This window comes from Shewanella sp. MF05960 (genome assembly GCF_050849305.1).
Classification (GTDB): Bacteria; Pseudomonadota; Gammaproteobacteria; order Enterobacterales; family Shewanellaceae; genus Shewanella.
This window is the reverse complement of record NZ_JBOZPS010000002.1, coordinates 241,264-260,411: the sequence shown is the minus strand read 5'-3', so window position 1 is coordinate 260,411 and position 19,148 is coordinate 241,264. Positions and strand designations below refer to the sequence as shown.

Annotated in this window: 15 protein-coding genes; 8 read left to right on the top strand and 7 right to left on the bottom strand. The window is 42.9% G+C overall.

The genetic code is table 11. The annotated features are described in order from the left end of the window. Positions 1-17 precede the first annotated feature (17 nt). Positions 18-1,319: a DEAD/DEAH box helicase gene (locus tag ACROAE_RS02855; protein WP_432399410.1), complete on the bottom strand. Its 1,302-nt coding sequence runs from the start codon at positions 1,317-1,319 to the stop codon at positions 18-20. An 863-nt stretch (positions 1,320-2,182) separates the two neighbouring features. Here ACROAE_RS02855 and focA point away from each other — a divergent pair. Together focA and ACROAE_RS02845 are read left to right on the top strand one after the other, a co-directional pair. Then, entirely contained in the window at positions 2,183-3,808 is a 1,626-nt protein-coding gene (gene focA, locus ACROAE_RS02850) for a formate transporter FocA (protein WP_432399409.1), read from the top strand. A gap of 407 nt (positions 3,809-4,215) precedes the next feature. Beyond that, complete coding sequence (locus ACROAE_RS02845; RefSeq protein ID WP_432399408.1) at positions 4,216-5,046, top strand: hypothetical protein; 831 nt, start codon at positions 4,216-4,218, stop codon at positions 5,044-5,046. 139 nt (positions 5,047-5,185) lie between these two features. Here the strand turns inward: ACROAE_RS02845 and ACROAE_RS02840 are convergent, their stop codons facing one another. Further along, positions 5,186-6,973, bottom strand: coding sequence for an aminopeptidase P family protein (locus tag ACROAE_RS02840; protein ID WP_432399407.1), 1,788 nt, complete (start codon positions 6,971-6,973; stop codon positions 5,186-5,188). Between the two features lie 231 nt (positions 6,974-7,204). On the opposite strand from ACROAE_RS02840, the gene ACROAE_RS02835 reads away from it, so the two are divergent. Next, entirely contained in the window at positions 7,205-8,419 is a 1,215-nt protein-coding gene (locus ACROAE_RS02835) for a M24 family metallopeptidase (RefSeq protein WP_432399406.1), read from the top strand. A 98-nt stretch (positions 8,420-8,517) separates the two neighbouring features. Here ACROAE_RS02835 and ACROAE_RS02830 read toward each other — a convergent pair whose 3' ends face one another. From ACROAE_RS02830 to ACROAE_RS02810, 5 genes are all read right to left on the bottom strand, one after another. Then, on the bottom strand, positions 8,518-8,988 hold the full coding sequence (locus tag ACROAE_RS02830) for an FKBP-type peptidyl-prolyl cis-trans isomerase (RefSeq protein ID WP_432399405.1): 471 nt from the start codon (positions 8,986-8,988) through the stop codon (positions 8,518-8,520). A gap of 121 nt (positions 8,989-9,109) precedes the next feature. Further along, on the bottom strand, positions 9,110-9,460 hold the full coding sequence (locus tag ACROAE_RS02825; RefSeq protein WP_432399404.1) for a DUF1294 domain-containing protein: 351 nt from the start codon (positions 9,458-9,460) through the stop codon (positions 9,110-9,112). A gap of 72 nt (positions 9,461-9,532) precedes the next feature. Next, entirely contained in the window at positions 9,533-10,681 is a 1,149-nt protein-coding gene (locus ACROAE_RS02820; protein WP_432399403.1) for a DUF418 domain-containing protein, read from the bottom strand. A 160-nt stretch (positions 10,682-10,841) separates the two neighbouring features. After that, a complete protein-coding gene (locus ACROAE_RS02815; protein WP_432399402.1) occupies positions 10,842-11,726 on the bottom strand; it encodes an SPFH domain-containing protein in 885 nt (294 codons plus the stop codon). 63 nt (positions 11,727-11,789) lie between these two features. Beyond that, entirely contained in the window at positions 11,790-12,266 is a 477-nt protein-coding gene (locus tag ACROAE_RS02810; RefSeq protein ID WP_188954569.1) for a hotdog fold domain-containing protein, read from the bottom strand. Positions 12,267-12,459: 193 nt separating this feature from the next. On the opposite strand from ACROAE_RS02810, the gene ACROAE_RS02805 reads away from it, so the two are divergent. From ACROAE_RS02805 to ACROAE_RS02785, 5 genes are all read left to right on the top strand, one after another. After that, a complete protein-coding gene (locus ACROAE_RS02805; protein ID WP_432399508.1) occupies positions 12,460-13,359 on the top strand; it encodes a DUF368 domain-containing protein in 900 nt (299 codons plus the stop codon). A gap of 202 nt (positions 13,360-13,561) precedes the next feature. Beyond that, positions 13,562-14,524 (top strand): YbgA family protein, encoded by a 963-nt coding sequence (locus tag ACROAE_RS02800; protein WP_432399401.1) that lies wholly within the window; start codon positions 13,562-13,564, stop codon positions 14,522-14,524. A gap of 11 nt (positions 14,525-14,535) precedes the next feature. Continuing rightward, positions 14,536-15,969: a deoxyribodipyrimidine photo-lyase gene (gene phrB / locus ACROAE_RS02795; protein WP_432399400.1), complete on the top strand. Its 1,434-nt coding sequence runs from the start codon at positions 14,536-14,538 to the stop codon at positions 15,967-15,969. Positions 15,970-16,210: 241 nt separating this feature from the next. After that, positions 16,211-17,422, top strand: a complete 1,212-nt coding sequence (locus ACROAE_RS02790; RefSeq protein WP_432399399.1) for an NnrS family protein — start codon at positions 16,211-16,213, stop codon at positions 17,420-17,422. A 42-nt stretch (positions 17,423-17,464) separates the two neighbouring features. Next, the gene (locus tag ACROAE_RS02785) at positions 17,465-18,874 is read left to right on the top strand and encodes an ammonia-forming cytochrome c nitrite reductase subunit c552 (protein ID WP_432399398.1); all 1,410 of its coding nucleotides are present in this window, start codon (positions 17,465-17,467) and stop codon (positions 18,872-18,874) included. Positions 18,875-19,148: the final 274 nt, after the last annotated feature.

The following is a 19,148-nucleotide window of genomic DNA, read 5'->3' as shown; positions in this document are numbered from 1 at the left end:
AATATATTGAGTCGAGGTTACTTAATCTTTTTGTATTTTACTGCGCTACTGGTTTTGCCCACTTTAACACGACGACCGTCCATGTTTTTCTCAGCAATCATCTGTGCGCCAACGTTATCGCTACGTTGTTGCTTTTTGGCAAAGCTACGACGCTTTTCAATTTGCTTAAGCAACATTTCACGGCTGCCCACTTCATATCCTGGCACGGTTACGCGGCGAATAGATTGACCGATTAATTTTTCAATATCAGCTAACGTGCGTTCTTCTTCACGGCTGACAAACGAGATAGCCACACCGGTTTTACCTGCACGGCCAGTACGGCCAATACGGTGAACATAATCTTCGGCCAAGAAAGGTAAGTCATAGTTAACCACGTATTCAAGGTTTTGAATATCAAGACCACGAGCAGCAACTTCAGTGGCAACCAATACACGAATTTTACCTTCAACAAACTCACGTAATGCACGGCGACGGCTACCTTGGGCTTTTTCGCCGTGCACTACACCAGACGGAATACCGTCTAGGTTTAATTCTTTTACTAACTTGTCTGCGGCGTCACGCGTGGCAGTAAAGACTAACACTTGGCGCCAGTTTTTAGTGCCAATAAGCTCAGACAATAATTCACGCTTACGACGCTGCTCAACCGGATAAATTACCTGGCTAACCGTCGCTGCTGTGGTGTTTTGTTTATCAACGGTAATCACTTTAGGTTTATCTAGCATGTCGTTTGCAAGCTTTTTCACTTCAGTTGAGAAGGTGGCCGAGAACAACATATTTTGGCGTTTTTTGTTTACCGCTTGCAGAATTTTTTTAATATCGGCGCTAAAGCCCATATCTAACATACGGTCTGCTTCATCAAGCACTAAAAAGTCAACATTCGACAGACTTAAGTTACAGGCTGTGATGTGCTCAAGTAATCGGCCTGGTGTCGCAACAATCACGTCAGCGCCACGTTTAAGCTTTTGTGCTTGCGTGTCGACTTTAACGCCACCATAAATAGTCAATACGGTTAAATTTAGGTGTTTACTGTAGGCGCTAATATTGTCAGCTACCTGAGCGGCAAGCTCGCGAGTCGGCGTCAGAATTAACGTACGCGTATTCGACGGCATTGTCTCTCTTGGGTTTTCGCACATTCTTTGCAATATGGGTAATGCAAATGCTGCGGTTTTACCGGTACCTGTTTGCGCGCTGGCTAATACATCTTCACCACGACGAATAGCCGGGATCGCTTGTTGTTGAACTGGCGTCATAGATTGATAACCGCACTCAGCGATCGCGCGTAATATTTCTGGGGCGAAGCTAAAAGATTCGAATTTCATGGTGCGGTTCCTGTATGTACATCAAAACAAAGCGATTTAGTTGTATTAAGCGTATCTGCTACACAAGTTCAATCTAGATAATTTGGGCCGTTAGCCTTATTAAATGGCTAAATTCATGCTTAACAGTGTTGTTAACTTCTTAGGATAGTTGAAAAACGTTAAGCTTGAGTGGGATACCCAATTTGGGCGCCATCGATAAGCGGCCGCGGAGTATAACAAACTTTTGTTTAAATCCTGAACTTTATCTGTGTTTAAGCTTAAGATTTTTTGTTTGTTATCGTGCTAAACAAACGGCTCAAGTATTTGGTTGTGTTCCTATTGTGCAGCGCGCATTTATTCAGGTTATTTACTCGCACCTTCTGCCATTTTTTGTGTGGTATCACGTGCTGATGAAATCGTTTTTACTAGCCAACTGCGTTTGTTAGCCCCATCTCGTTTTAACGATACCCATGAAAACTTATCGGGTTAACTTTGTTGATATTTTTTACCTGAAAAATTGATACTCGGTATCAAGTTTACTTTTTGGCGTGCAGCCTGAGTTTCTATGGTGCTTTGATTTCAAACTTGCGCAGTTTACGGCATCAATATTGACCGACTTTGTTCAATCGAGCTCAGCTTATATTGGCTGCTTGGTCGTTAACAACACCCACCAAACCCTCATCACATCAGGTGTAAATGCCCTTTTTCTAATATTTATGAGTATCAATATTATTGATAGCTAACCTAAAAAAGACTCAATATTATTTTAAATTTTCTGAGGTATTCTTGATGTGTACTTAAAACAAATTCAAGGAGTTACCCATGTATATTGCCTATGTTAATTCATCTCTCAATGGAATCCGTATTACCTTGCGGAAGACATTATGAGAGGGCTTCATTCCCAAGAGGTTGCTCATCAGCAACGTCATGGTCGGCAGATAAATCATCTTGCTGTAGTTGAAAAGCCTGCAGCAATGAGCCCTTTTGAAAAAGCGGCAGATTACGGACACGCTAAAGTGATTAAAGACGTTGCACAATCATTTGGTTTGTCGGTATTTGCAGGGGCATTCATCGCACTCGCATTTGTGTTTTATCTCACTGTCACTACTGGTTCGGCTCAAAGTTCGTGGGGCTTAATTCGATTCAGTGGCGGAGTCGCGTTTAGTTTAGGGTTAATTCTTGTGGTGGTGCTTGGCGGCGAGCTCTTTACCAGTACAGTATTAAGCGCCATAGCCTGGGCGCAAAAACGAGTGACGACTAAGCAGTTGCTCAATTGCTGGATGCGGGTTTATCTCGGCAATTTATGTGGTGCCATGTTGATACTGCTATTGGTGATGATGTCGAAAATGTACGGCTTAGATGGTAATGAGTGGGGCCTAAATGCACTGCATGTTGCTCAACATAAAATTCATCATGATTGGAGCCAGGCTTTTGCTTTAGGTACCTTGTGTAACTTACTTGTTTGCTTGGGTGTTTGGATGACCTTTAGCAGCAAAGATGCGCTGGCTAAATCGTTATTGCTGATATTGCCGGTGGCGATGTTTGTCTCTAGTGGCTTTGAGCACAGTATTGCCAACTTGTTTATGGTGCCACTGGGTATTGCCATTCAACACTTTGCTGGCAATGAATATTTCATCGCTTTAGGTGTTGCGCCACAATTATTTGCAGACTTAACCATCAGTAACTTTGTGCTTCATAACCTGATCCCTGTGACATTAGGCAACATTTTGGGTGGCGCGGTATTCGTCGGCCTGGGTTATTACTGGATAGATAATAAAGGCGTTAAAGCCCTTAACAATGCGCCATCGTTACACATTAGCCCTTTTAGCGACACTCATGTTGACACTCATCAACATATTCACACATCCGAACTCCAGCAAAATTTGTCGGTGTCAGAATCGATTCAACAAAACGACGTTTCTGCACACATTCAACATCAACCTAATAAAGAGTATGTAGCCATGAAAAATAAAATCCAAAAACTTATCGTGAGTGAACTAATGGACAGCAAACCCACTACGCTTTCAATCGATATGACTCTTTATCAGGCGCTTATATTACTCGCGAATGATAATGTGCGTAGTGCTCCAGTAGTAGACAGTGAGCAGCAACTATTAGGCTTTGTGTCTGAGCAAGATCTTATGCGCTCACTGTGGTCTGAAGAGTTTTCTGCAACATTACCTATTTCAGTCAAAGACATTATGCAAACCAAGATGCTGACGGTTTCGCCTACTGAAAATGTCGCGCAATTATTAGAGTTTATGGTGGTAGACAAGAAGAAATTATTCCCAGTAACCGATTCTGGTATGTACATCAGTGGTGGGTATCAGAGTTATGAAGAGCGTTTACGTGATGCTTCAGCGGCAGTGCCAAGTGTGTATCCCGTGGTTGAAAATGGCCGATTATGTGGCGTCATTCGTCGTGAAGCGCTGTTAATCATGTTTGCTAAATATTATTGTCCAAAGCATGACGGTAAAAGTCATCCTGTAGAGCAGCAAGCTGTCGCGTAATGTGCTATTGAACATACGCTGAGCTTAATAAACCTCAACTCGGATTTTTCTAAGTTGAGGTTTATTGTTATCGCACGACAAATATGATCTGTTACTGGGCATTGCTTTACATTAATAGGTGCACTATAAGATTAAGCGTGCATTGTCTGTGTATTCCTTTACAGCTTCCGTCATCATTGATTGATATTTATACAGCGCCAACCTATGATTAAAGGTATAAGCACAAGGTGTCTGATTTTTATTAACTTATTTTGACTCTTTCAGCTTCAATGAATTGACATCCTTTCGATTTTTCATCTTCCACGAGTTAATCTATGAATGCTGTTTTGCGATTTAACATAGTATTAAGCTTGCTATTATTAGCGGGCATCATGGTGAGTCCAACCTGCCAATCTAATGATCGATTTATGATCAATCGTTCTGAATCCGAATTGGATAGTCGATATCAGTACACTTATGAACTGCTAGCCCTGGTAATACAAGCCACTACTGCCGATTTTGGTGAGGGCAGCTTGCTGGTGACCGATATGCACATGAGCCGAAATCGTATTTTTAGGTCATTGAAAGAAGGTGACGGCATTAATGTGATTGCTGAAGCATCCAAAGAGAACTGGAATGAAGAACTTATTCCGATAAAAATCCCTATTCGGAAAGGTATTCAAGGTTTCAGGGTGTTTATTATTAAGCAAGAAAATGCCTCTCAGTTGGCTAATATCACCACCTTAGCTCAGCTAACTTCTCTTAAAACAGGCTCTGGCAGTCAATGGTCTACTAAAGTGGCTATGCAACAAGCAGGCTTTGAGGTTGTTGAAAGTACGCTTTACGAAAATTTGTTTAACATGCTATCTAAAGGACGTTTTGTCACATTTGGACGTGGCGTTAATGAGGTTTTTCAGGAAGTTTCACTGTTTAGCCAACAGTATCCCGAGTTGATTGTCGATGAACACCTTATGCTGCATATCCCATTAGTGACTTACTACTACGTTTCACCCAATCAACCACGACTCGCGAAACGAATTGAAGTTGGCTTGCAACGAATCATCGAAAATGGTCAATTTGATCAATTCTTTTATCAACGTCATTGTGAGTTTTTACTTAAGGCCAAATTGAATAACAGGGTGATTTTTAAAATCGATAATCCCTATATTGCAGAAACTGAAATCATCTCTTTAGTAGGTAAACACTTTTTACTTAACCCCAAAGATGATTTTGATACCTTGTGCCAACAATATCGTTAAATCCGATTTGTAATCGGTAGCCCATTTCCCTCTGTAAACTGATTTGTGCTCAAATAAAAATTAAACAATAGAGTTTACAAAAAAAGGCTTAGTGTGATCTTCTCACTAAGCCTTTTTTACGTCTATTGAGTGCTAGCGCTTAAATGGCCACTGTCACTTTGTTTAACCATGCCAATTCATCGCCTTGTATTAATGGTGCAAGGGTTTGACGCACTTTTTGTTGGTATTGATTAAACCAATTCACTTCAAAATCAGTTAATAATGATTTGTCGATTAAGCGGGCATCCATTGGGATATGAGTTAACACATCAAACTCATACATTTCACGTTCAGCGCCTTGCAGTGCCTGGCAATGCTGCACAGTGACTAAGTTTTCGATACGAATACCAAAACCGTCGGCGCGGTAATAACCTGGCTCATTCGACAACACCATACCAGGCAATAAGGCGACGCCATTGACGTTTTTACCAATACGCTGCGGGCCTTCATGTACACTCAAAAAGTGGCCAACGCCATGACCGGTTCCGTGGTCATAATCAAAACCGTGTTGCCATAAATATTGACGAGCAAATGCATCGAGCTGCACACCCGAAGTGCCTTTAGGGAAGCGCGCCGTATCTAACGCAATATGACCTTTTAATACTAGCGTCACCATTTTTCTCTGCTCGTCAGTCACTTTGCCAATGGCGATAGTGCGGGTCACATCGGTCGTACCATCGATATACTGTGCGCCAGAGTCAACCAAATAAATACTGTCCATGGTCATGGTGCTTGGGGTGCCATTATTGTGATTGTAATGACACATGGCAGCGTTGGCACCTGTGGCTGAGATAGTGTCAAAACTTGGCTCGCGATACAGTGGGTCTTGCAGTCTAAAACTCTCTAATTTGTCTGCCAGTTGCGCTTCATCGTGCATGATTTTCTGCTCAACCTGACTGTCTAACCAGGCTAAAAAGCGGCTAACTGCAACACCATCACGAATATGACAGGCGCGCATACCCGCGAGTTCTGCGCTATTTTTTTGCGCCTTAGGTAAGGCAACTGGGTCGGTACCAACAATCAGCTTAGCACCACTTTTTTGTGCCAGTAATTGTGAGAATGCATTGGCTGAATGCGGGTCGGCTAATAACTTAACGCCTTCCATTTGGGTTAACATAGTGGCTAATTCAGCTTCATCTTTAAAGCTCACACCAGCGCCTACATGTTCTGTTACGTTTTGCGGTACTTTGGCTAAATCGGTAAAAAAAGTCATGTCGCCATTGGCCGATAATAAACCGCAGCCCAGTATGACGGGGAAGCGTGGCACATCGTTTCCGCGGATGTTCAATAACCAGCAACACGAATCTAATGCCGCGATAAGTGCCACGTCAGCACCTTGCTTTTCAACTAAGGCCCCAATTTGTTGGCGTTTCTCAATGCTATTACGCCCAGCACCCTCATGGCTAAATAAGGTCATCGTGGATGCCGACAGTGCAGGGCGGTCTAACCAACTCACATCAATCGGATTGTCATTTACTTCAACCAGATTAATTTGGGCTTTATCAAACTGCGCTTTAGCCTGTTGATACCATGCAAGAGTGTGCAAGCGGCTGTCGATACCGACGCTAGCGCCAGTCGGCAATGTATCAATTAGCCAGTCAATTTGCGGGTCGTCATACAGGCTTAAATATTCAAATAAACTGCCATCGACTTGTTGGCGAACCTGCACCGTGTAACGCCCGTCGGTAAAAATAGCCGCGCGATCTTTGAGTACAATCGCCATACCTGCTGAACCGGTAAAGCCGGTGGCCCAATGTAAACGCTCATTACGCGCAGGCACGTATTCACCTAAGTATTCATCGGCGCGGGGAATGATAAAGGCATCGATGTGGTTCACTTCAAGTTGTTGGCGAATGGCATTGAGGCGCGTAGCAATAATATTGGACATGGTTTCTCCGTTGGAGGCGACTGATGGACTCAGCTCTATAAATGAAGTGCAATTATCGCAAGGGCAGCACAAGCCTTGCAAGCGAAGTCGCTAAGATTAGGCAAGCTAAAATTGTAAACTTATATTGTAAACAGATATTGTATGCATGGTAACAATGACAAACAGACGGTATTCTAGCCCAGAGTAAATGCTTTATTTAAACGTAATAATAACAATAATAAAGGAAATGTTATGACAATCGGTGTTGGTGGCGTAAGCCCACTGCAAGCGTTAGCTAAATTAACCCACATGGCTGACGGCGTGGCAGCAATAAGTGATGATGAATTTATGCTGCGTATTTCGCGCGCACAACAGTTAATGGCGCAACATGGTTTAGATGCCATTTATGTTAATGCGGGCACGAACTTGTACTATTTTAGTGGCACGCGTTGGTTTTCAAGTGAGCGCATGGTGGGCGCGATTATTCCTGCCGTGGGTCATATTGAGTATATTGCCCCAGCATTTGAACTTGATACCTTGCAAGGGTATATGGCCATCAATGGCCAAGTAAACACCTGGCACGAAGACCAAAGCCCTTATCAATTATTTGCCGATGTGCTCAACAATATGGGGTTAACCCAAGCCAAAATCGGCATTGATGAATCGACGCCCTTTTTTATTAGCGACGGCATCACTCAAGCTGCACCTCAACATCGGTTTGTGAGTGCAACAACCGTTACCGCGGGTTGTCGTATGATTAAATCCACTGCCGAAATCGCCTTAATGCAACGTGCTAAAGACATGACGCTTGAGGTGCATAAAGCGGCAGCGAGTATATTACGTGAAGGCATCACTACAGCAGAGGTTGAAGATTTTATCGATCAGGCTCATTACGCTGTTGGCGCAGCTAAAGGCTCGTATTTTTGTATTGTACTGTTTGGCGAAGATACCGCCTATCCGCATGGGGTTAAGTCGCCAAAATCATTAACACTTAACGACACTGTGCTGATTGATACTGGCTGTCAGTTACACGGTTATAACTCAGATATTACCCGTACCTATGTATTTGGTGAACCTAATGAGCGTCAACGCCAGTTATGGCAACTAGAGCAAAATGCACAAATAGCGGCATTTGATGCCGCGCAAATAGGCACGCCATGCTGTGATGTTGATGTTGCAGCGCGCAAGGTATTAGAAGCAGCAGGCTTTGGCCCAGGTTACCAGGTACCAGGCTTACCGCATCGCACAGGTCATGGTATAGGGTTAGACATCCATGAATGGCCGTATTTAGTCGGTAATGACTCAACGTTACTTGCCAGTGGTATGTGTTTTAGTAATGAGCCTATGTTATGCGTTCCGGGTGAGTTTGGTATTCGTCATGAAGATCATTTCTACATGACGGCTCAAGGGCCTAAATGGTTTACCCAACCAGCCAAATCGATTGATGATCCGTTTTACTTAGGTTAAAGCTGATTACTTGAAACGCGCATGCGTTAAAAAACAAAGCCTCCGCGATTGGAGGCTTTATTTTGATCTTAAATAGTTTCAGTGGCCTTGAGTTGAGGCTAGTTAATCTCAAACAACTCAACATCAAAAATCAATACCGAACCACCGACGATTTTACCGGTTGAGCGGTTACCGTAAGCAAGTTGGCTTGGGATATAAAAACGGAATTTATCGCCTACAGTCATTAATTGCACGCCTTCAGTCCAGCCTTTAATGACTTGATTTAAGCCAAAGCTGATGGTTTCGCCACGTTCAACCGAGCTGTCAAATACGCTGCCATCCACGAGTGTGCCATGGTAATGCACGGTCACTTTGCTGTTGGCTTTAGGATGTTCGGTGTTGTCGCCTTTGGTGAGGATTTCATATTGCAGCCCAGATAAGGTTTGCACTACGCCTTCGCGCTTGACGTTTTCAGCTAAAAACAACTTACCTTTTTCGATATTTTCTTTTGCTTCTTTTGAGTTATTCATTTGGCTGAAAAAGTAAAATATCACTCCAGCAATGACCACCACGGCCAAAATCATACGCATAATAGTTCTCAATAAAATAGGTTTAGTAGCATGAGTTTACCGCAAAACGATTGGCGCTATCAAATGAACAAAATCTATTTAGTCAGCGGGTTATTGTTTCGCGGTAGATGTTTTTAATGCCTTATGACATTTGCACTGTGGTCCAATCTAAATAGACATAACCCGCCGCGCTAATCACGGCAATATTAACCACTATGCAGCACCACAATATCCTAATAAAAGGTTTCTTTTGGGTCTTATGGCGAAAATGAAATTGACCTAACAGCGCTGCGGGCCAACCGCCAAATAACGCACAAAGGTGAAGTGTTTTTTCACTGATGCGGCGCGAGCTTTTAATCGCTGCGCGTTTATCGAGGTAATACAAACTGATGGTCAGTAAGTTAAGCGATAAAAAAACGGCGGTTAGCCAGGGTTGAATCAATGCGCTCACCATGGTGAGCACGGTTAACATTAGCCAAGCAAATTTGTTCATATGGGCGTTTTTCACTTTCAGATGATGTGATTACAGGTGACAAGGTGTTGTTGCTCTCAATGCCTACAGCGATTAGCCACGTCTTAGCACTAAATAGCGCCACAGTTTTTCCAGTGGACCTTGTTTGAAATAACGTAAATACCAATGCGCGAGCAATAGTTGCACCATGGTGTAAATGACTGCGATAGACATATAGCCCGTTCTATCTAGCTGTTGCTGCCATTCAGGGGCAAGGTAGCGGAGCAGTATAATCCCAACAATGGACTGTAGAATATACAAACTGAATGCCAGTTTACCGACGTTTTGCAGCGCGCTTAAACGCTGTGAGCTGTTTTTACACAACAAACAAATGATATGGATATACACCAAAGCACAGGCGATGGCGCTTAACAGTAAAATCACGTCCGAGAGTGCCACTAATAGTGTATTACCGCTAAAGCTCAATACTGAATCGACTAATGATAACGTCACAGCCCAAAAGAGACTTTGTTTGAGTGTCTTGGCGTCTAATCCCTTGCTAAATACTTCGCGTTTATACAGTGCCATGCCGATTAACATCAGCCCAGCAATAAACCACATCAGTGTCAGTGGGATGACCATCACCATGTAACCAAACATCATTAGGTGCAACACTAATTGCTCTGAATAGCTGCCCGTCCATGCTGATAATTGTTCAATAAAGAGTGAGGAGTCACGCAGGTATACCTGGTCGTCTGGCGTGAACGATATCAAAGTGATTGGGATCAGCGACATAAAAATAAACCATTTTGCCTGCCTGATTAATGCATCTGCATCGAGGTAGCGATACTTAAAAGCCAATAAGCCACTAATGCCATACGACAATAAAATATCGCCTGGGAAAATAAAAATCCCGTGAATAATCCCAAATATAATCAGCCAATATAAGCGCCACTTTTGTTGCTTGAGAAAGGTTTGTGATGAACCAGGTGTTAACTCAGATTGGTATTTTTGAAATTGAATTAACATACCCGCGCCAAACAACATTGCGAATAAGCTAAAGAAACGGCCTTCCAGGAAAAAGTTACTCAACAACTCAATCGTAATGTCGCTAACCGGCTGCACAGCATGCGGCGCATAGCCAAAAAAGCTATTGCCCATAAAGTAGATATTTAAAAAGAAAATACCCAGTACGCCGACACCACGAATGGCATCAAGGTTGGCTAGGCGTTGTGGTTGAGTCGAAGCAGATTGCTCGTCCATGTGAGTTACACTGTTAATCGCAGAAGTCCTTTTGGATGATTAAAACTGTAGCTAATTTACGCGTGAGGCAATAAAAAACCAAGCATTGTGCTTGGTTTTTTAAGATGTTAATCGTTATTGAGGATTAAACGCATCCACAACGCTGACTTAACGTTATGGATTACTTTTTCTGTACTTCTAAAAACGGGATCGTGCCAGTCGGTAACATGGTGGTAGGCAGCTTACCGTCCCAACGCTCAGCTTTGGTTAGCTCAACCAGGTTTTGGTTTTGTGCTAAAGCTTCGGCACGGATTTTAATTGCTGACGCTTCAGCATTACCTTTAATCCGAATACTTTCGGCTTCTGCAATGGCACGCGCTAACTGAGAGTCAGCTTCTGCTTGTGCTTGAGTCACGGCAATTTGCGCGCTAACACGTTCTTTTTCAAGATTTTGCAATTGGGTTTGTACTTCGACTTCGGCGCGCATTCTGTCTTCTACCGATTTCTCATAAGCATTAGAAAAATCGATGTTTTCTATCTGTACCGAGGTAATCGTTACCGGGCCTTTGATTGACTTGGTAATGGCATCTGTCACGTCAATACCAAACTTAATACGTTCCTGAACCGCAGAGATGGCGGTGTACTTACCAAAAATGTTCTCAACTTGAGTTGGCACCTGGCGGTCGAGCAAGCGTGAAACCATTGAGTCGATGCCTTTAAACTTGGCATACACTTCTTCAACGCGATCGGGTGGCACACTAAACGTCACTGACGCACGTAAGGTAGCAGGTTGCTGATCGCGGCTATAGGCCTGTAGCGCTTGATAACTTGCGGTGTGAGTTTGAGTTGAGATTTTTACCACAGTGTCCATTAATGGAATTTTAAACCCAAGCCCAGGTTCTGCGGTATCGATAATTTTACCGTTACGCAATAATACGCCGCGTTCGCCTTGGTCAATCGTATACCAGCTGCCATATAAGCTGATAAGCATGATTAACAATATCGATACTGGAATAATTTTACCCAGGTGATTATTACTTACACTTGCGAGATCGTTTTTTAACATTATGCTTCCCTAGCAAAAAATATAATAAATTTGATTATCTTATGATTGTTTATGATTTTATAACTATTTTTTCGGTTTTTCAGAAATCCACAGCTTAATGTGGCCTTGTACGACGACCACACCATTAGTGTCATAGGCTTTTACGTCCACTAACATATCACCCACTTGCCACTGCTCTGGTGTTACCTCTGCGACACACAGAATATCAGTCCCTGCTTTAGCGGTATAGTCAACCGACATTCCTTTAGGTATCCAACGTAAATGCGCAGGAATAGAAGCTTCGGCCATGGTGCCCATTGCCATTTCTAAGCCATTACAAATCGCAATAACATGTACGGTACCAATATGGTTTTGCACTTTTTTACGTTTTTTAATTAAACATTCGCAACGATTAACCTTTAGCTCGTTAATGTACGGATGAACCGTGCCAAAATAGGGCGCCATGCGTGCGACCATTTTAGAAAAAATATGTTTGCCAAAAGGGTATGAGGTCACTTTTTTGTACAGTGACATGACTTTATTAGGTTTAGTTGGTGTCATATTAATAAAAACTCGGATTATTGAATAAATACGTTGTCTGGTCGGATGAGATTAACATTGTTGTAACCTTGGGTGAAGCGTTAGGCACTCTTTTTCATCGCTCATTTGCTTGGCGACAGGTATAATTTTGCCAGTGCTGAATAGTTAAGGATAAATTTTGAAATCGAACTTGTTGTTGAATTATATCAAAGGTATGGCCATGGGGGCTGCCGATGTGGTGCCGGGCGTTTCTGGTGGAACCATTGCATTTATTACCGGGATATTAGATCCATTGTTAGACGGTATACGCAAAATCAATTTATCTTTGTTTGGCATTATTAAGCAGCAGGGGATTAAAGCGGCCTTTATGCACATTAACGGGCCATTTTTGCTGTGTGTGTTTGGCGGTATCTTAACCAGTATTTTTACCTTAGCTAAGTTGATTTCGTGGCTATTGGCCACCCATCCCATTCCAGTATGGTCGTTCTTTTTTGGGTTAATTATTTACTCTGTTGTGCACATGGTAAAGCAGGTAGAAAGGTACACGGCGCTGCGTATTGTCATGTTTGCCCTTGGGGTGGCCTTTGCGTGGGCCATTACGGTATTGCACCCCATTGAATTGCAGATTACTTATCTTAACTTTTTCTTTTGCGGCGCCATTGCAATATGCGCGATGATTTTACCGGGGATTTCTGGCAGCTTTATTTTGCTGTTATTAGGCATGTATCCTGCGGTACTCGCCGCAGCTAAAGGGTTTGATATTATTTATCTAGCGTGTTTTGCTGCAGGCGCTGCCATTGGTTTACTCAGTTTTAGCCATGTGCTATCGGCCTTGCTGCGTAAGTTTCACGATGCCACTGTGCTGTTTTTAACCGGGTTGATGCTTGGTACATTAGGTAAAATTTGGCCGTGGAAAGAAGTGATTAGCTGGCGCGAAAACAGTAAAGGTGAACAAGTGCCTTTACTGGAGCAAAACTTATCGCCGTTTCAGTTTGAACAAGTTACTGGTGAGTCATCACAAATTGTCATGGCCATAGTGTGTGCGCTGGTCGGTATTGCCTTGGTGTGGGGCCTTGAATACGTAGGTCATAAAGCGAAGGCGCAGGTTGGTTAAGTACAACGACCTCACTATTTAACTAAATAGACAAGCAGAATCTCGGTTCTGCTTTTTTATGCTTCAAATTTAGCTGAAAACGTTCTATAAATAATGAACTTAATTCATTTTCATTTCGTATTATGAAACATTAAACCCACAATAAGTGGGTATGATTTGCTTGAAAACAGGCAAAATCAATTCGGTCTCAGGAGTATTATAAATGCCAGATACAGCCACATTTGTGCCAGAAAAAATCCAAATTGGGATCAGCAGCTGCTTATTGGGCAATCAAGTTCGTTTTGATGGCGGCCATAAAAACTCTTATTACTGTAAACAAGAAATTGAACCGTTTTTTGAATACACCACTGTTTGCCCTGAAATGGCGATTGGCATGGGTGCACCACGCAAAAGTATTCGTCAAATTCGCGACGGCGACATTGTGCACATTAGAAGTGCTGATGGCTCGTTAGACGTGACTGATAAGCTTAATGAATATTCTCGAAGCAAAGTAGAAGAGCTCGACTATCTAGGCGGGTATATTTTATGTGCAAAGTCGCCAACCTGCGGAATGGAGCGCGTAACCGAATATAAAATTGGCACTAATAACGGCAGTAAGACAGGCGTTGGTGTTTTTGCAAAAATATTAATGGAACGTTACCCGTTTTTGCCAGTAGAAGAAGAAGGGCGTTTACACGATCTACCAATCCGAGAAAACTTTTTCACTCGCGTATTTGCTTACAACGATTGGAAGAAAATGAACCAGTCTGGGCTAACTAAACACAAACTAATGCAGTTTCATTCGCGTTATAAATACTTACTCATGGCTCATAGCCCTAAATGGTATCGCGAGTTAGGTCCAATATTAGCCGACATCCAAGATCTAGAACAAACGGCGCAGCAGTATTTCGAAGGCTTTATGACGGCGTTAAAAATTATTGCGACGCGTAAAAATCACACCAGCACATTGCAACATATTCAAGGTTATTTTAAGAAGCAATTAAGTGCAGATCAAAAAGAAGAATTGAGCGAATCGATTTTAAAATACCGCCAGGGATTATTACCTTTATTAGTACCTATTACCTTAATTAACCACTATGTACGTGAATTTCATACACCGTATATTCAAGAGCAAGTGTATTTAAATCCGCATCCTGAAGCGCTTAAGCTTCGTTATGCCTACTAGGTCGAGTATTAATGAGTAATATGAATAGCCTGATGTGGTTTAGGCAAGATTTGCGAGTTGTAGATAACCCTGCGTTAGTGGCTGCTTGTGAGTTTGCCAAACAACATCAAGGTCAGGTGAGAGCGTTATACATTGTGACGCCGTCGCAATGGGCGCAGCATGATGTTGCGCCAATACAAATTGATTTTATAGAGCGTCATGTTAATTTGTTAGCACAGTCGCTTGCCGCTTTAGGTATTGCTTTAGATGTCATTCATTTGCAATTGTTTAGTGATATTCACGCCGCGTTAAATGACTATTTACAACAGCACAAAATTGATGCTGTGTTTGCTGGCAGCGAACCTGAAATTAATGAGCGTCGCCGTGATGCGCAATTAATTGAACATGGTGTGCCGCTGACATTAATCAATCAAGATTGTGTATTTGCTGCCGGAGAGGTGCTTAACTTGTCTGGCGACATGTACAAGGTGTTTACGCCATTTGCCAAAAAGTGGAAAAGTATCGCCAGCCAAAAAGCCATATTACCTGTTGCAGCACCTGCTCCCGTCGCAGCGTCATTAGCATTGCCTGCCAATATTGAATTTGATTGTGCTAAACGTAGCAGCGAACAATGGACTGCAGGCGAGGGCGCAGCCAAACGAATATTAGATCAGTTTTTAGTAAGCCAAGTGGCTGACTATCAGGCAGAAAGAGACTTCCCTGCACTTGACGGCACCAGTCGTTTGTCGCCTTTTTTAGCGCTTGGTATTATTAGCTCACGCCAGTGTGTCGCGGCAATTCTAGCGCGTTATCCAGAGGCGTTAGTTGACGATACCAGCCCTGCTAAAACCTGGCTAAACGAATTGATATGGCGTGAGTTTTATCGTCATTTGCTGGTGGCTTTTCCACGGTTGTCGATGGAGCATAACTTTAACGAGTTGGGTGATGGCATTGTGTGGCGCAATGATCCACAAGAGTTTAAGGCCTGGTGTGATGGCCAAACAGGTTACCCGATAGTGGACGCCGCGATGCGTCAATTAAATCAAACGGGTTGGATGCACAATCGTTTACGCATGGTGGTAGCGAGCTTTTTAACCAAGCATTTATTGGTCGATTGGCGTTGGGGCGAACGCTACTTTAGACAACAACTGATTGACGGTGATTTAGCGTCTAATAATGGTGGTTGGCAATGGTCTGCCGGAACAGGTTGCGATGCTCAGCCCTACTTTAGGGTGTTTAACCCTATGATGCAAAGTAGTAAGTTTGACCCAGACACCAGCTTTATTAAGCGTTATATTCCTGAAATTGCCCGGTGGTCTATTAAAGATATCCATGAGCCTAAATCGGTTAACGTGAATGATTTATTTGCTCAAACGGACAACCAGGGTTATCCCAAGCCAATTGTTGAACACAAAATGGCACGCTTAAGAGCCATTGAAGTATTGAGTGCACTCAAGCGAGGTTAACTAGCGTTTTCTTTAATTTTTTTAGCACGATAAATAAAAGCCAACACCGAAATCGGTGTTGGCTTTTTTGCGTTAGATCACAGTATGGCCAGCTTAGTTTGCATTAGCTAAGGGGAATGATTGAAGTAATGTATTGGGCAGCATACAATGGCCTTAATTAAAGATTTATATGTTATACATGTTTAAATCTTATGCATGTTTAAATCTTATGCTTTTAACTCATAAAACGAGTGTGCTGCTTATGCTAAATATTGATGACCCTGCTGAAATTGATAACACCCCTGCGATCTGGCGTTTAGGCTTTAGGCCATTTTTTCTTGGCGGTGCTGTTTTGGCTGCGTTGTACATTCCGCTATGGTTAATGGGCTGGTTTACGCCGCAATACAGTTTATTTAACCGTGAGTTTTGGGCCAATGTGGTGCCGTTATGGTGGCACCCGCATGAAATGCTGTTTGGTTTTGCCATGGCCATTGTGTGTGGTTTTTTACTGACCGCAGTGCAGGCATGGACTAATCAACCGACGATTAAAGGCCGCAGTTTGATGCTGACATTTGCATGCTGGCTCATTGCTCGATTAATGCTGCTTCTGCCAATGAATATTCCATTAGTGCTTCCAGCCTTATTCGACAGCTTATTTTTAGGCTTGAGTGCGTTGGCATTGTGGCGATGTATTTACCCGGTAAAACAATGGCGTAATATCGGTTTTCCATTGCTGCTAGTGGTGGCTCTCGTGGTTAATCTCGTCAGTTATTATGCGCTGTATCAACGCGATTTTTCACTTTCAACTCAACTATGGCAGGGAATGATTTGGTGGGTCGCCATGATCATCACCATTGTGGGTGGTCGAGTCATTCCATTTTTTACTGCAATGCGTATTCAACAACCGAAGCCAGATCCCATTAGTATATTAGAAAACACGTTATTATTGACGATGGGAATATTGTTTATACAAGCTGTAAGTCACTGGCTTCCGAAGGGGATTGAGCAGATATTACTGGCAGTTGCTGGTGGATTACACCTTATTCGTTTTGCTCGTTGGCAAGCGCATAAAACGCTAAAAGAACCCATGCTCTGGTCTTTGCATTTAGCGTATTTATCTTTGCCTATCACGCTTATTTTGATGGCAATCAATATTAATAACGAATATGCCTATCGCACGCTATTACATCTTTTTGCAGTGGGCGGTATTGCAGCATTGTGTTTATCGATGATCTCGCGCGTATCACTGGGCCACACTAGCCGTAATATTTATCAAGGCCCTAATATGACATTAGCCTTTTTGAGCATCGCGTTAGCCGCCGTGTTTAGGGCAATAATGCCGTTATTCATGCCAGAGCACACCCAAATGTGGTTATGGATTGCTGGGATGTTTTGGTTTATCGGCTTTGGGATGTTTGTGTGGTTTTATGCGCCTATTTTAATGCGTCCTCGACTCGATGGTCGTCCTGGGTAATGTTCAATTTATATCGATGATTTCTGGTGAAAGGCAAACTGTATGATTAATTTACTAGTAGAAGTAATGATGAAAGCTTCTCGTCCACTACGCAGTAAGCTTGGGCTGATAGTGCTTGCTGCTGGGTTGGCATTATTAACCCTGACATCTTGGTCTTTGCAAAGCGCAGAGGTCGATCCAAACCAAATTAAGTTTCCTAATCAGTTTGACTCTTGGCAGGCAACGGTTGAGCAAGAAGAGCGTGAAGACATGTTGGCGCAATACCCTGCCAGCATTATTCTATGGGCCGGTTCATCTTTTGCTAAAGAGTATCATAGCCCGCGTGGCCACCAGTTTGCGGTTGCCGACGTCACTCATACTTTACGAACTGGTGTGGCAATTGCTGAAGGTGATAAAGGCTTATCGGCCAGTTGCTGGACCTGTAAAACCCCAGATGCACCCAGATTAATGAAAGAAATGGGTATCGAAGGGTATTCAGGGGCTAACTTTGTTGATTTAGGCCGCGAGATAAAATCTGTGGTGTATTGCAGTGACTGTCATGTTGACGGCAGTGAAAAACTGGCATTACCGCGCCCACATGCACAAGATGCGATGGCAAAAATTAAACTGCCATTTGATAAACAAGACACCACCATGCAAGGTGCACAGGTATGCGGTCAATGTCATGTGACGTATTACTTCCAACCCGAGAAAAGTAACAAGGTTAATATCCCTTGGATTTTCGGCAGCACCGCTGATGACATTGAAAAATATTACGACACTCGTCGTTTTTATGAATGGATCCACCCGATTTCAAAAACACCAATTTTAAAAGCTCGTCATCCTGAATTTGAGCATTGGAGCCGTTCTACTCATGCTAAAAAAGGCGTAACGTGTATTACTTGCCATATGCCAGCAACAAAAGATGCCCAGGGTAATACGTTTACCGATCATAAAGTTGCTGGTGCCATGGATAACTTTGAGCAAACCTGTGCCAGTTGCCACAGCAGTAAAGCAGCCATGGTGAAAAAGCTCGATAAAACCAAAGCCAATATTGAAGCCAAAGCACGTAACGTAGAGTCTTTATTAGTTCAGGCACATTATGAAGCGAAAGCGGCATGGGATGCCGGGGCAACATGGCCACAAATGAACGATTCGATCATGGCGATTCGTCATGCACAGTGGCGCTGGGACTTTGCTATGGCATCGCACGGTTTATATGCTCATAACCCTAAAGAAGGTGTTGCATTACTTGACATGGCAACCGAGCAGATTACGTATGGCCGTGAAGCATTAGCAAGAGTGTTGAATCAACTTTCGGTTGAAAAAGTGGAGTATCCAGATTACAGCACCAAAGAAAAAGCCCACGCTGCCATCGGATTTATTGAAGCTGACGCCATTAAAGCGAAACAAGCCTTTATTAAAGAAGAGGTCGATAAACATTGGCAACCGGTAGCCAAAACCGGCTATTAATTTGTTTTGTTGAGCCATTGAATGACAAACGCCCAAGCTTAGCTTGGGCGTTTTGCTTTTTACCTACCATAGTGATCTGCATTTTGCCTTATTTCGTATCAACATGTAATTGAATTAGTATTGCTTTAGCTGCATGAAACACTTTTATCTTATTGTGATATAAGGCATTGTTGTATATGTGTTTGCTTAAGGTACCGTAATGGCGTAATAGGAGTCTGTTAATGCAAAGCGCACAGTCGATAGTTGATATTTCATCAAAACCGTTAAAGGGCGA